The organism is Streptomyces sp. NBC_00252 (genome assembly GCF_036187565.1).
Taxonomy (GTDB): Bacteria; Actinomycetota; Actinomycetes; order Streptomycetales; family Streptomycetaceae; genus Streptomyces.
In genome coordinates this window covers 3,316,040-3,329,620 of record NZ_CP108087.1, presented here as the reverse complement: position 1 = coordinate 3,329,620, position 13,581 = coordinate 3,316,040, and the positions used below count along the sequence as shown (strand labels likewise).

10 protein-coding genes are annotated in these 13,581 nt (G+C 71.2%); 5 read left to right on the top strand and 5 right to left on the bottom strand.

Annotation, left to right across the window (positions count from 1 at the left end):
* Window positions 1–155: 155 nt before the first annotated feature.
* The 4 genes from OHT77_RS14150 to OHT77_RS14135 all read right to left on the bottom strand — a co-directional run bounded on the left by OHT77_RS14150 (window position 156) and on the right by OHT77_RS14135 (window position 5,998).
* Complete coding sequence (locus tag OHT77_RS14150; RefSeq protein ID WP_328828728.1) at window positions 156–1,064, bottom strand: alpha/beta hydrolase family protein; 909 nt, start codon at window positions 1,062–1,064, stop codon at window positions 156–158.
* Window positions 1,065–1,088: 24 nt separating this feature from the next.
* Window positions 1,089–2,108, bottom strand: coding sequence for an aldo/keto reductase (locus tag OHT77_RS14145; RefSeq protein WP_328828727.1), 1,020 nt, complete (start codon window positions 2,106–2,108; stop codon window positions 1,089–1,091).
* Window positions 2,109–2,324: 216 nt separating this feature from the next.
* A complete protein-coding gene (locus tag OHT77_RS14140) occupies window positions 2,325–4,193 on the bottom strand; it encodes an ABC transporter ATP-binding protein (protein ID WP_328828725.1) in 1,869 nt (622 codons plus the stop codon).
* Window positions 4,190–5,998, bottom strand: a complete 1,809-nt coding sequence (locus OHT77_RS14135) for an ABC transporter ATP-binding protein (RefSeq protein WP_328828724.1) — start codon at window positions 5,996–5,998, stop codon at window positions 4,190–4,192. The genes OHT77_RS14140 and OHT77_RS14135 overlap by 4 nt, the downstream gene beginning before the upstream one ends.
* Window positions 5,999–6,204: 206 nt before the next feature.
* Between OHT77_RS14135 and OHT77_RS14130 the strand changes: the two genes are divergently transcribed.
* Genes OHT77_RS14130 through OHT77_RS14115 form a run of 4 tightly spaced genes read left to right on the top strand, consistent with a single transcriptional unit; the run spans window position 6,205 to window position 9,779 of the window.
* The gene (locus OHT77_RS14130) at window positions 6,205–7,116 is read left to right on the top strand and encodes an ABC transporter ATP-binding protein (RefSeq protein WP_266772720.1); all 912 of its coding nucleotides are present in this window, start codon (window positions 6,205–6,207) and stop codon (window positions 7,114–7,116) included.
* Window positions 7,113–7,847, top strand: coding sequence for an ABC transporter permease (locus tag OHT77_RS14125; RefSeq protein ID WP_328828722.1), 735 nt, complete (start codon window positions 7,113–7,115; stop codon window positions 7,845–7,847). Before OHT77_RS14130 ends, OHT77_RS14125 begins: the two co-directional genes overlap by 4 nt.
* A 26-nt stretch (window positions 7,848–7,873) precedes the next feature.
* Window positions 7,874–9,142 (top strand): sensor histidine kinase, encoded by a 1,269-nt coding sequence (locus tag OHT77_RS14120; protein ID WP_328828720.1) that lies wholly within the window; start codon window positions 7,874–7,876, stop codon window positions 9,140–9,142.
* Window positions 9,135–9,779, top strand: coding sequence for a response regulator (locus tag OHT77_RS14115; protein ID WP_266772723.1), 645 nt, complete (start codon window positions 9,135–9,137; stop codon window positions 9,777–9,779). Before OHT77_RS14120 ends, OHT77_RS14115 begins: the two co-directional genes overlap by 8 nt.
* 66 nt (window positions 9,780–9,845) lie before the next feature.
* On the opposite strand, the gene glgX is transcribed toward OHT77_RS14115, so the two are convergent.
* A complete protein-coding gene (glgX, locus tag OHT77_RS14110; RefSeq protein WP_328828718.1) occupies window positions 9,846–12,143 on the bottom strand; it encodes a glycogen debranching protein GlgX in 2,298 nt (765 codons plus the stop codon).
* A gap of 152 nt (window positions 12,144–12,295) precedes the next feature.
* Here glgX and OHT77_RS14105 point away from each other — a divergent pair, with 152 nt between their 5' ends.
* A complete protein-coding gene (locus tag OHT77_RS14105) occupies window positions 12,296–13,528 on the top strand; it encodes a L,D-transpeptidase (protein ID WP_328828716.1) in 1,233 nt (410 codons plus the stop codon).
* Window positions 13,529–13,581: the final 53 nt, after the last annotated feature.

Below are 13,581 nucleotides of genomic sequence, written 5' to 3'. Positions count from 1 at the left end.
CGTAAGCGGTCCGGGGGTGGTTGGAGGCAACGAAGATTACCGAGCGTGAGCGCGGTTGCCCATCGAATATCGGGCGCCCGCACGCCAAGGCGCCGGGGTGGGGGTGGACGTGCCGGTGTCGTCGGCGGCCGTGTTCGCGCCGAGGAGCACCCGCGCTACTTGCTCTCCACCTTGCCCAGGGGGCTGGGGGCTTGGTCCAGCGCGGTGACCGCCGTCCGCCAGTCGGTGCGTCCGGGATGCAGTGCGCTGCGCAGGAACGCCGTGGTGAGCTGCTGGAGCAGGGCCACGCGGGCCGGGCTTTCGTCCGTCGTCTCGGCGACCTCGTAGCCGGGGATGCCGCCCAGCGAGTGTTCCGCGTCGAAGAGGGTGAGCAGGGTCTTGTCGCCGGGGCTGCAGGTGTACGGGTCGGTGAACCAGTCGGGGCCCCGGGTGGAGAGCGGGGAGTCGTCGTGGTCTCCGGCGACGATGAGGGCCGGGGTGGTCATCGTGGCGAACGACGGCCGCATGAAGGGGAGTTGCTCGGCGGCGAACGGGGTCAGGGAGTCGCCCAGGCCGGTCAGGGCGAGCAGGACGCCCGCCTTGACGCGAGGATCGGACAGGTCCTCGCCGGGCACGCCGTCGGGGTCGAGGACGCGGGCACCGAGGAGCGTGCCGGCCGTCTGGGCTCCCCAGGAGTGGCCGGCCACGGCGATCCGGTCGTGGTCGACGCGGCCCGCGAGGCCCGGTACGGAGGCCTCCAGGACGTCGAGTTCATCCAGTACGCGCTTGAGGTCCGCCACGCGGAAGCGCCAGATCCGGGGGAAGCGGGGGTCCTCGGGCGGGATGGCGAGCGTTCGTGAGTCCAGGTGGGTCGGCTGGATGACCATGAAGCCCTGTGCGGCCCAGTGGTCCGCCAGCGGGGCGTAGCCGTTCATCGACCAGCCGTAGCCGTGGGAGAAGACGAGGACGGGCAGGTCGCCGCCGGTCACGGGGGCGGAGACGCGGACCTGGAGGTCCTCGCCCCGGTCGGGGGCCGAGAGGGTCACCGGTTTCACGGACACGATCGCGCGGGGTGAGTCGGACATCGTCGTGGTTCCGTTCCGGTGGGCTCAGCGGCGGCGCAGGGCCGGGTCGAGGAGGGCGGGCGGGGTGTCGTTCTTCTCGTGGGCGGCGAGGTCGGTGCCGGGGGCGACGATGCCGTCGATCGCGTCCAGTACGTCGGCGGGGAGCACGGTGTCCGCGGCGGCGAGCTGGCTGTGCAGGTGGTCCAGGGTGCGGGGGCCGATGAGCGCGCTGGTCACGCCGGGGTGCGCGGTGACGAAGCCCAGCGCGAGCTGGATCAGCGTGAGGCCGGCCTCGTCGGCGACCTTCGCCAGCTGCTCGACGGCGTCCAGCTTGGCCCGGTTGGCGGGGACGGTCGTGTCGTAGCGCTGGGGCATGAACGTCGAGCGGCTGGTCGTGATGGAGCGGCCCTCGCGGATCGCGCCGGACAGCCAGCCGGAGGCGAGCGGGCTCCAGGCCAGGACGCCGAGGCCGTACTCCTCCGTCACCGGCAGGACGTGGGTCTCGATGCCGCGCTGGAGGATCGAGTAGCTCGGCTGCTCGGTGACGTAACGGCTCAGGTGGTGTTCGCGGGCGGCCCACTGCGCCTGGACGATGCGGTGGGCGGGGAAGGTGGAGGAGCCGAAGTAGCGGATCTTTCCCGCGCGTTGGAGGTCGGTCAGCGCGGACAGGGTCTCCTCGTCGCTGGTGCGGGGGTCCCAGCGGTGGATCTGGTAGAGGTCGACGTGGTCCACGCCGAGCCTGCGCAGGCTGTTGTCCAGCTCGGTGACCAGCCAGCGGCGCGAGCCGCCCTGGTGGTTGCGCTCCTCGCCCATCGGCAGGCTCGCCTTCGTCGCCAGCACGATGTCGTCGCGGCGGCCGGCGATGGCCTTGCCGAGCAGTTCCTCGGACTCGCCGCCGCTGTACGCGTCCGCGGTGTCGATGAGGTTGACCCCGCCCACGAGCGCGGCGTCGACGATGGCCGTGACCTCGTCCTGGTCCGTGCGGCCGATCCTGCCGAAGTTCATCGCACCGAGCGCGAGGGAGCTGACCTGCACGCCGGTGCGGCCGAGAGTGCGGTAGTGCATGACCGGGTCCTCCGGGGTCGCGTAAGTGGAACCTTGTTCCGGTAACGATACGGAACGGGGTTCCGCTTAGCAAGCGGGGGAGTGTGGGGGTGAGGTCGCGTGTGCGGCTTGCGGTGCGTCGTGGCTGGTCGCGCAGTTCCCCGCGCCCCTTGAAAGACACGGCGCGAGGAACTGCGCGACCAGCCCCCACCGGCCGGCGGTCAAAAACAACCCCGCTTACGCCAGGCTGTCCCGCCACGCCCGGTGCAGGTCCGCGAAGCGCCCCGTCCCCGCGATCAGGTCGGCCGGGACGCCGTCCTCGACCACCCGCCCGTGCTCCATGACCAGCACCCGGTCCGCGATCTCGACCGTGGAGAGCCGGTGGGCGATCACGACCGCCGTACGGCCGCGCAGAACCGTCGACATGGCCCGCTGCACCGCCTGTTCGCCGGGCACGTCCAGCGAACTCGTCGCCTCGTCCAGGATCAGGACCGCCGGGTCGGCGAGCAACGCCCGCGCGAACGCCACGAGTTGGCGCTGCCCCGCCGAGATACGGCCACCCCGTTTGCGTACGTCCGTGTCGTAGCCGTCGGGCAGCGCGCTGATGAAGTCGTGCGCGCCGATCGCCTTCGCGGCCCGCTCGATCTCCTCACGGGGCGCGTCCGGCCGGCCGATCGCGATGTTCTCGGCGACCGTGCCGGAGAACAGGAACGCCTCCTGCGTCACCATCACCACCCCGCGCCGCAGTTCGGGCCCGGACAGCTCGCGCAGGTCGACCCCGTCGAGCAGCACCCGCCCCTCCGAGGGGTCGTAGAAACGGGCGAGCAGCTTGGCCAGGGTGGACTTGCCCGCGCCGGTCGAGCCGACGACGGCGACCGTCTGGCCGGCCGGGAGGGTCAGGTCGAAGACGGGCAGGACCTCGCCGCCGGTGCGGTAGGCGAAGCGGACGCCGTCGAAGACGACCTCACGGCCGGGCTGGTCCGTCTCAAGTCCGGGGAGCTGGACGGGTGTTGAGGGTTCGGGAACCGACGGGGTCTGGGCCAGCAGGCCCGCGATCTTCTCCAGGGAGGCCGCCGCCGACTGGTACGAGTTGAGGAACATGCCGAGCCGGTCGATGGGGTCGTAGAGCCGCCGCAGATACAGGACCGCGGCGGCCAGTACGCCCAGCTCCAGCGAGCCGTCCGAGACGCGGAAGGAACCCCACAGGACGATCGCCGCGACGGCCGTGTTGGCGACCAGGCGGGAGCCGGTGACGTAGCGGGCCATCTCCAGCAGGGCGTCGCCGTTGGAGCGCTCGTGCTGCTGGTTGAGGACCTGGAAGTCCGCGTCGTTGACGGCCTCGCGGCGGAACGCGCGGACCGGGCGGATGCCGTTCATCGTCTCGACGAACTTCACGATCACGCGTGCGATGGCCGTGGACCGGACCGCGTACACCCGCACCGCGCGCCGCTGGTAGACCCGCACCAGCAGGTACAGCGGCACGAAGGACGCCACCGCGACCGCGCCGAGGCCCAGGTCCAGCCAGAGCAGCATCGCCGAGATGTACACGAACGACAGGATGACCGTGATCAGCTCCTGGAGCCCCTCGCTGAGGAGTTCGCGCAGGGCCTCGATGTCCGTGGTGGAACGGGAGATGAGCCGCCCGGACGTGTACCGCTCGTGGAAGTCGATGCTGAGCGCCTGCGCGTGCCGGAAGATCCGGCCGCGCAGTTCGAGCAGCACGTCCTGGTTGACACGGGCGGAGGCGCCGATGAAGGCGTACTGGAGTCCGCCCGAGAGCAGCGCGCAGAGCAGATAACCCGCTCCTACGGCGATCAGCGGGCCGTGGTCGTCGTTCCGGAACGCCGGGACCGCGCGGTCGATGGCGTACGCCACGAGGAGAGGACCCACCTGTACGGCCGCCTGTTGCAGCAGCAGGAGGAGGGTCGTGACGGTGACCCGTGCCTTCATCGGGGCGAGCAGGGAGCGCAGGAGCGCGCCGGTCGCGCCCGGGAGCGTGGGCAGGACGTCGTGGTCGAAGGGGTCGCCCGCGGTGGCCGGCGGGCGCGGGGGTTCCGGGGTGTCGTCGCCGCCGGTGGTAGGGGCGGAGGTGGTGGCCGCGGTCATCGTTCGTCCCCCTGGTGGTCGGCGCCGGACATGAGGTGCGCGTACTCCGCGTTCGTCCGCAGGAGTTCCTGGTGGGTGCCCACCGCCGTGATGCGGCCGTCCGACAGGAGGGCCACGCGGTCGGCCAGGAGGACCGTGGACGGGCGGTGGGCCACGATCAACGCCGTCGTGTCGGCGAGGACTTGGCGCAGGGCGGCCTCGACGGCCGCCTCGGTGTGGACGTCCAGTGCGGAGAGCGGGTCGTCCAGGACCAAAAAGCGGGGGTTGCCCACCACCGCCCTTGCCAGGGCGAGGCGTTGGCGTTGGCCGCCGGAGAGGCTGAGGCCCTGTTCGCCCACCTGGGTGTCCGTGCCCTGGGGGAGGGTGTGCACGAAGTCGGCCTGGGCGACGGCCAGTGCACGGTCCAACTCCGCTTCTCCTGCGGCTTCTTCGGCTCCCATGAGGACGTTCTCCCCGACCGTGGCCGAGAACAACGTGGGTTCCTCGAAGGCCACGGCGACGAGGGCGCGCAGCGAATCTCTTGGCATGGCGGTGATGTCCTCGCCGTCCAGGGTGATCCGTCCCGAGGTGACCTCGTGGAGGCGGGGGACGAGGGCGGTGAGGGTGGTTTTGCCGGTGCCGGTGGCTCCTACCAGGGCCATGGATTCGCCGGGTCTGATGTGGAGGTCGATGGTGTCGAGGGTGGGCGGGGAGTCCGGTGGGGCGTCCGGGTAGCGGAAGGTGACGTTGGTGAAGCGGATGCCGTCGTGGTCGGGTGCGGGTTCGTGGGGGCTGGTCGCGCCGTTCCCCGCGCCCCTGAAAAGCGTTTCCTCCTCCCGTGCTTCGTCCATCACCTCGAAGTAGCGTTCCGTAGCCGTTGCCGCCTCCTGGCTCATGGCCAGGAGGAAGCCGATCGACTCGACCGGCCAGCGGAGGGCGAGTGCCGTCGACAGGAAGGCCACGAGTGTGCCTGCCGAGAGGTCGCCGTCCGCTACCTGGACGGTGCCCAGGACCAGGGTCGCCCCCAGGGCCAGTTCGGGGAGGGTGACGATGACGCCCCAGATGGTGGCGAGGAGTCGGGCCTTGTGGAGTTCCGTGCCGCGCAGGGTGAGGGAGAGGTCGCGGAAGGCTCGGGCCTGGGTGCGGTGGCGGCCGAAGCCCTTGATGATGCGGATGCCGAGGACGCTCTCCTCGACGACCGTCGTCAGGTCGCCGACCTGGTCCTGCGCGAGCCGGGCCACGCGCGCGTACCGCTGCTCGAAGATCACGCAGGTGACGATCACCGGGATCGCGGGACCCAGGATCACCAGGCCGAGGGTCCAGTCCTGGAGCAGCATGATGATCACGCCCGCCAGGATCGTCACGGCGTTGACCAGCAGGAACGTCAGGGGGAAGGCGAGGAACATGCGGAGCAGCATGAGGTCCGTGGTGCCCCGGGAGAGGAGCTGGCCGGAGGCCCATCTGTCGTGGAAGGAGACCGGCAGCCGCTGCAGGTGGCGGTACAGGTCCGCCCGCATCTCCGCCTCGACATGGGACAGCGGCCGTGCGACCAGCCAGCGCCGCAGCCCGAACAGGCCCGCCTCCGCGATGCCGAGCAGCAGCAGGTACAGCGCCCCCAGCCATACGCCCGCCGCGTCCCGGTCGGCGACCGGGCCGTCCACCATCCACTTCAGGACGAGCGGGAACACCAGTCCCGTACAGGACGCGACGACGGCGACCCCGGCCGCGCCGAACAGCCGTACCCGCACCGGCCGGACGTAGGGCCAGAGCCGCGCGAGGGTACGGAGGGCGGATCGTTTCTCGGTGGTTGCACGCGTCGTGGACATCACGGGCGAGCCTACGGATCGGCACTGACAGTGCCCACCGGGTTTTGGCCGGACCCGGATCGGACGATGGTCCTACGACCTGGGTGCCCCGGGGGTCGTAGCCGCGTGGCCAGGGGAGTCGTAGGCACGCATCAACCGATCGGTTGATGTCCCTTCGAGCGCGATGGGCGATGTGGCGGACCCGGCGCCGGCGGGACCCTCGGTACATGCCAGCCACACCAGTCATCGAAGTCAGCGCACTACGGAAGTCCTACGGCGGCCGGGCCGTCGTGGACGGGGTGTCCTTCGCCGTCGAGGAGGGCGAGATCTTCGGGATCCTCGGCCCGAACGGCGCGGGCAAGACCACCACCGTCGAATGCGTCGAGGGCCTGCGGGTCCCCGACGCGGGCCGGGTCCGGGTCACCGGACTCGACCCGGTGGCCGACCACGAAGAGGTCGCCCGGGTCCTCGGCGCCCAATTGCAGGAGAGCGAACTCCAGGCCAAGCTGACCGTCCGTGAGGCGCTGGAGCTGTACGCGTCGTTCTATCCGCACCCCGCCGACTGGCGGCCGCTGGCCGAACGCCTGGGCCTGACCGCGAAGTTGACCACCCGCTTCGCGAAGCTGTCCGGCGGCCAGAAGCAGCGTCTGTTCATCGCGCTCGCGCTGATCGGCAACCCCCGGGTCGTCGTCCTCGACGAGCTGACCACCGGGCTCGACCCGCGCGCCCGCCGGGACACCTGGCAGCTGATCGAGGACGTGCGGGCCGGCGGGGTCACCGTGCTGCTGGTCACGCACTTCATGGAGGAGGCGCAGCGGCTGTGCGACCGCATCGCCGTGATCGACAAGGGGCGGGTGGCCGCCCTGGACACCCCGGACGGGCTGATCCGGCGCTCGGCGGGCTCCACCGTCATCAGCTTCACACCCTCCGCGCCGCTGGACGACGGTGATCTGAACGTGCTTCCCGCGCTGACCTCCGTGGCCCGCAAGGACGGCCGGATCACGCTCTCCGGCTCGGACGAGACCGTCAATGCGGTCATCACGCTGCTCGCGCGCAACCACATCACCGCCCACCAACTCCGCGTGTCCGACGCCACGTTGGACGACGCGTTCCTGGACCTGACGGAGGTCACCGCATGAACACCGCCGTGCTGCGCACCGAGTTGAGGCTCTTCCGCCGTGAACCGGGCGCGCTCTTCTGGATCTTGCTGTTCCCCACCCTGCTGCTGGTGATCCTGGGGTCCATCCCGGGCTTCCGGCACCATCAGGCCGACCTCGGGGGGCTGCGCACGGTCGACGTGTACGTCCCGGTCGCCGTCCTGCTCGGCATGATCGTCGGCGCGCTCCAGTCGATGCCGCAGAACCTCACCGGCTACCGCGAACGCGGCATCCTGCGCCGTATGTCCGCGACCCCGGTCCGCCCGACTGCCCTGCTCGCCGCGCAGATGGTCGTCTACGGCGCGGCGGCCCTGGCCTCCGCCCTGTGCGCGCTGATCGTCGGCCGCCTCGCCTTCGGCGTACGGCTGCCGAAGCAGCCCGGCGGCTATCTCCTCGCCCTGCTCCTCGCGGTCCTGGCCGCGCTCGCCCTGGGCGCGGTGGTCTCGGCGCTGTCCCGGACCACGAAGATCGCCGGTGCGATCGGGTCGGCGGTGTTCTTCCCGATGATGTTCTGCGCGGGCGTGTGGATCCCGGTGAACTCCATGCCGGACGTCATGGCCCGCATCGTCGGCTACACCCCGTTCGGCGCCGCCGCCGAGGCCCTGAACCGGGCCGCGGCCGGGAACTGGCCGGGCTGGACGCACCTGGGCGTGATGCTGGCGTGGACCGTCCTGCTGACCGCCGGCGCCTCGCGCTGGTTCCGCTGGGAGTAGGGGGAACGGCCGTGCAGACTGGGGAGATGACCACGAGGGACAAGCAGATCGACCGGCGCTGGGAGCAGCTGCACACCTGGGGACCGTACGGGCTGCTCGGTGTCAGTGTCGTCCTCGCGGTCGCCTCCTCAGGGCTTTTCGACCACACCTCCGTCCAGTGGTGGACCGGCTGGTCCCTGGCCGGTGCCGCGCTCGTCCTCCAGCTGTGCTGGCACGGCACCCGCTCCCGCCTCCCCGGCCACGGCCGGGTCCCGTCGCGGGCGGGGGCCGTGTACTACGTCGTCCGCTGGGGCATCGCCTTCGCCCTCACCTGGATCGACCCGTTCTTCGCGTTCTACGCCGCCTCCGGTTTCATGGACGCCGACGAACTGATCCCGGGGAAGGTGGGGCAGCGGATCGGGCTGTTCGCGAGCGCCGTCACCGTGGCCGGTGCGCAGGCGGGCGGGATGCCCTTCGGGAGCGGGATCCAGTGGATCCTGTTCGCGGCGCTGGTGGCCGCCAACTCCGGTCTGCAGATGGCCATCGCGCATCTCACCGAGCAGGAGTCGCTGCGCTCCCACGAGCGCAACGAGACCATCACCGAACTCGAACGCACCAACACCGCCCTGCAGCAGGCCCTCGACGAGAACGCCGCCCTGCACGCCCAACTCCTCGTCCAGGCAAGGGAGGCCGGGGTCGCCGACGAACGCCGGCGGCTCGCCGCCGAGATCCACGACACCATCGCCCAGGGCCTCACCGGCATCATCGCCCAGCTCCAAGTCGTAGCCAGCGCACCCGACTTGACGACGGCCCGCACCCACCTCGAACGCGCCTCCACCCTCGCCCGGCACAGCCTCGGCGAGGCCCGCCGCTCGGTGCAGAACCTCGCGCCCGTCGCCCTGGAACACGACGGACTGCCCGAGGCGCTGAAGAACACGGTCGCGGAGTGGGGCGAACGCACCTCCGTCCGCGCCGAGTTCACCGTCACCGGCACCACCGAGCAGCTCCACGACGAGGTCTCCGCGACCCTGCTGCGCATCGCCCAGGAGGCCCTGTCGAACGCGGCCCGCCACGCCCGCGCCACCCGCGTCGGCGTGACCCTCTCCTTCCTCGGCGAGGAGGTCATCCTCGACATCCGCGACGACGGCCGGGGCTTCGACCCGCTCGCCCTCCCCGAACGCACCCGCACCGGCGGCTTCGGCCTCGACGGCATGCGCGCCCGCGCCGAACGCATCGCGGGCTCCCTGACGATCGAGGCCGAGCCCGGACACGGCACGGCCCTGTCGGCTCGCGTACCGTTGGTCCGCCATGAGTGACGAGTTGCTGATCTCCCTGCTGATCGTCGACGACCATCCCGTCGTACGGGACGGTCTGCGCGGCATGTTCGAGTCCGCGCCCGGCTTCCGTGTCCTGGGGGAGGCGGCCAACGGGGTCGAGGCCGTGGAGCGGGCCGCCGACCTCGACCCGGACGTGATCCTGATGGACCTGCGCATGCCGGGCGGCGCGGGCGTCGACGCCATCCGCGAGCTGACCCGCCGCGCCGCCCGCGCGAAGGTGCTCGTCCTGACGACGTACGACACCGACTCCGACACGCTCCCCGCGATCGAGGCCGGCGCGACCGGCTATCTGCTGAAGGACGCCCCGCGCGACGAGCTGTTCACCGCCGTCCGCGCGGCGGCGGAGGGCCGCACGGTCCTCTCACCCGCCGTCGCCTCCCGCCTGGTCTCCGCCGTCCGCGCCCCGCAGACCCCGGGCAACGAACCGCTCTCCGCCCGCGAACGAGAGGTCCTCGCCCTGGTCGCCAAGGGCACCTCCAACCGCGAGATCGCCCGCGAGCTGTTCATCAGCGAGGCCACCGTCAAGACCCATCTCACCCATCTGTACGGCAAGTTGGGCGTCAAGGACCGCGCGGCGGCCGTCGCCGTCGCCTACGACCGGGGCATCCTCGGCTAGGACGGGCGAGGGAGAAGGCGTGTACGCGTCGGTGAAGCGCGCGCCCTGGACCCGCGACCCCGTCCCTCAGCCGATCACCTTCAGCAGCAGCACCGCCCGCGCCGGAACCGTGATCGCCGCCCCCGCCCGGTGCACGACCCCCGGCGCCTCCTCCTGCTCCTCCCGTGACGTGTCGACGACCACCTCGTACCGCTCCGCCCACGGCGGCCCCGGCAGCACGAAGCCCACCGGCCGGTCACCGGCGTGCAGCACGGCGAGGAAGCTGTCGTCGAGGATGGGGGCGCCGCGTTCGTCGCGGCCGGGGATGTCCCGGCCCGAGAGATACATGCCGAGGGTGGCGGCGGGCGCGTACCAGTCCCGTTCCGTCATCTCCGTGCCGCGCGCGGTGAACCACGCCAAGTCCCTTATGCCGTCCGCCGATCGGGCCCGCCCGGAGAAGAACGCCCGCCGGCGCAGCACCGGGTGGCGGTGGCGCAGGTCGATCAGCCGGGCGGTGAGATCCGTCAACGCCCGCCAGCCGGGGTCCTCCTGCAGCCCCCAGTCCACCCAACTGATCTCGTTGTCCTGGCAGTAGGCGTTGTTGCTGCCCCGCTGCGTCCGCCCCAGCTCATCACCGGCGACCAGCATCGGCACGCCGGTGGACAGCAGCAGGGTGGTGAGGAGGTTCCTCAACTGCCGTCGCCGCAGCGCCTTCACGCGCTCGTCGTCCGTCTCGCCCTCGACCCCGCAGTTCCAGGAGCGGTTGTCGTCCGTCCCGTCCCGATTGCCCTCGCCGTTGGCCTCGTTGTGCTTTCGCTCGTAGGACACCAGGTCCCGCAGGGTGAAACCGTCGTGCGCCGTGATGAAGTTGACCGAGGCGTACGGGCGGCGCCCTCCCCACGCGTACAGGTCGCTCGACCCCGACAGCCGGTACCCGAGGTCCCGCACGTCCGGCAGCGCGCCCCGCCAGAAGTCTCGGACGGCGTTGCGATAGCGGTCGTTCCACTCCGTCCACAGGGGCGGGAACGCGCCCACCTGATAGCCGCCCGAGCCCACGTCCCACGGCTCGGCGATCAGCTTCACCCGTCGCAGCACCGGATCCTGGGCGATCACCGCGAGGAACGGGGAGAGCATGTCGACGTCGTGCATCGAGCGGGCCAGGGCCGCCGCGAGGTCGAAGCGGAAGCCGTCGACGCCCATCTCGGTGACCCAGTAGCGCAGGGAGTCGGTGATGAGGCGGAGCACGTGCGGCTGGACGACGTGCAGGGTGTTGCCGCAGCCGGTGTAGTCCGTGTAGCGGCGGGCGTCGCTCTGGAGGCGGTAGTAGCCGCGGTTGTCGATGCCCTTCAACGACAGCATCGGCCCCAACTCGCCCGCTTCGGCGGTGTGGTTGTAGACGACGTCGAGGATGACCTCGATCCCGGCCTCGTGCAGCGCCCGCACCATCCGCTTGAACTCGCCGACCTGCTGGCCCGCCGTGCCGGTCGCCGCGTAGCCCGCGTGCGGGGCGAAGTAGCCGATCGAGTTGTAGCCCCAGTAGTTCTTCAGGCCCCGGCGCAGCAGATGGTCCTCGTGCGCGAACTGGTGGACGGGCAGCAGCTCCACGGCCGTCACGCCCAGCTTCACCAGGTGCTCGATCGCCGCCGGGTGCGCCAACCCGGCGTAGGTGCCCCGGAGTTCCTCCGGTATCCCGGGGTGCAGCTTGGTGAAGCCGCCCACGTGGACCTCGTAGATCACCGAGTCCGCCCACGGTGTCTTCGGGCGGCGGTCGTCCATCCACTCGTCGTCGGTGGTGTCGTCGTGCACGACGACGCCCTTCGGGACGTGGGGCGCGGAGTCGCGGTCGTCGCGCACGGTGTCCGCGACCTGCTGCTGCGGCCAGTCACGGACATGCGCGTACACCTCGGGCGGCAGCCCGAACTCGCCGTCCACCGCCCGCGCGTACGGGTCGAGGAGCAGCTTCGCCGGGTTCCAGCGGGCGCCGGTCCACGGGTCCCAGCGGCCGTGCACCCGGAAGCCGTAGCGCTGTCCCGGCATGACGCCCGGCAGGAAGCCGTGCCAGATCTCGTGCGTCAGCTCGGTCAGCGGGGCGCGCGTCTCCACGCCGTCCGGGTCGAACAGACACAGCTCGACCGCCTCCGCACCCCCCGCCCACAGCGCGAAGTTGGTGCCCGCCACTCCGTCGGGACCGACCCGGTACCGCGCCCCCAACGGCATCGGCGCCCCGGGCCACACCGGCAGGGGCGGTCCCGTGTGCGGGGCGCCGTTCAGCACGGGTGCGGCGCGTGGCGCCGGTATGGCCGCCTCGTCGACGGATCGCTCCATAGGCACGCCGTCGTCGACGCCCTCCTCCTGCACGGCCTCCTGCTCGGCTGCGCTCGACACCGTACGGCCTCCCGCGGCTCATGGAACGACGTGGTGAAGGGCAGTTGGCGTCCCGGCCGCGTGTGCCTGTCATGTCGTTCTCCCCACTGTTCTGCCCAGAGCTTGGGTCGCACTCACGTTTCCCCGGAGCGGGCCCGCTCGTTGGGCACCCCGTGAGGCATGCACAAGGGCGCGCGCGGCGCGCAGGGGTCGCTCTGGCCGCCGTACTGACATGGGCAGGACTGCTGGCCGGAGCCACCGGCTGTACTTCGGACGGGTCGGGCGGGGGCGGTATCGGCGAGATCTTCGGCAAGGCACCGGCGCCCGAGGATGTGATCCGGATCTCGCCCGACGACGCCAGCAAGGGCGTCAGACCCGGCCGCCGGCTCGAAGTCCGGGTGCCCAGCGGACGCCTGGAGTCCGTGCAGGTGGTGAAGTCGCAGGACGCGCAGGACACCCCCGTCCCCGGCCGCATCACCGACGATGGACTGCGCTGGCGCCCCGATGACCCGCGGCTCGCGCTCGCCGCCGAGTACACCGTGGACGCGGTCGCCCTCGACGGCGACGGCCACCGCTCCGCCCGGCACACCACGTTCACGACCTTCGTCCCCGACGAACGGTTCATCGGCTACGTCACCCCCGAGAACCGCGCCACCGTCGGCACCGGGATGATCGTCTCCCTCGGCTTCAGCCGGGACATCGAGAACCGGGCCGCCGTCGAGCGCGCGATCCACATCACCGCGAAACCGGCCGTCGAGATCCGCCCGCACTGGTTCGGCAGGACCCGCCTCGACTTCCGCCCCGAGGCCTACTGGAAACCCGGCACCCAGGTCACCGTCTCCCTCCGCCTGCGTGACGTGGAAGGCGCCCCCGGCGTCTACGGCCTCCAGTACAAGACGTTCTCCTTCACCGTCGGCCGCAGCCAGGTCTCCCTCGTCGACGCCGCGAAACACACCATGGAAGTGCGGCGCGACGGCGACCTGTTGGCCACCGTCCCGATCACCGCGGGCGCCCCCGGGAAGACCACGTACAACGGGAAGATGGTGGTCATGGAGATGCTGGAGGTGACCCGCATGAACAGCCGCACGGTCGGCTTCGGCGGTGAGTACGACATCCCCGACGTCCCGCACGCCATGAAGCTCACCGACTCCGGCACCTTCCTGCACGGCAACTACTGGGCGCCGAACGCCCCCGGGCACGTCAACGTCAGCCACGGGTGCGTGGGACTGCGGGACGTGAAGGGCGGCGGATCGGACACCCCGGCCGGCTGGTTCTTCGACCGCAGCCTCATCGGGGACGTCGTCGAGGTCGTGCACAGCAACGACAAACAGGTCGCTCCGGACAACGGCCTCGGCGGATGGAACATGGGTTGGAAGGAGTGGAAGGCGGGCAGTGCCCTGAAGTGACCGGAGAGCGGTGCCCCCACGTGAGCGGAGACGGTTCGCGGAGCCTGTGTCAG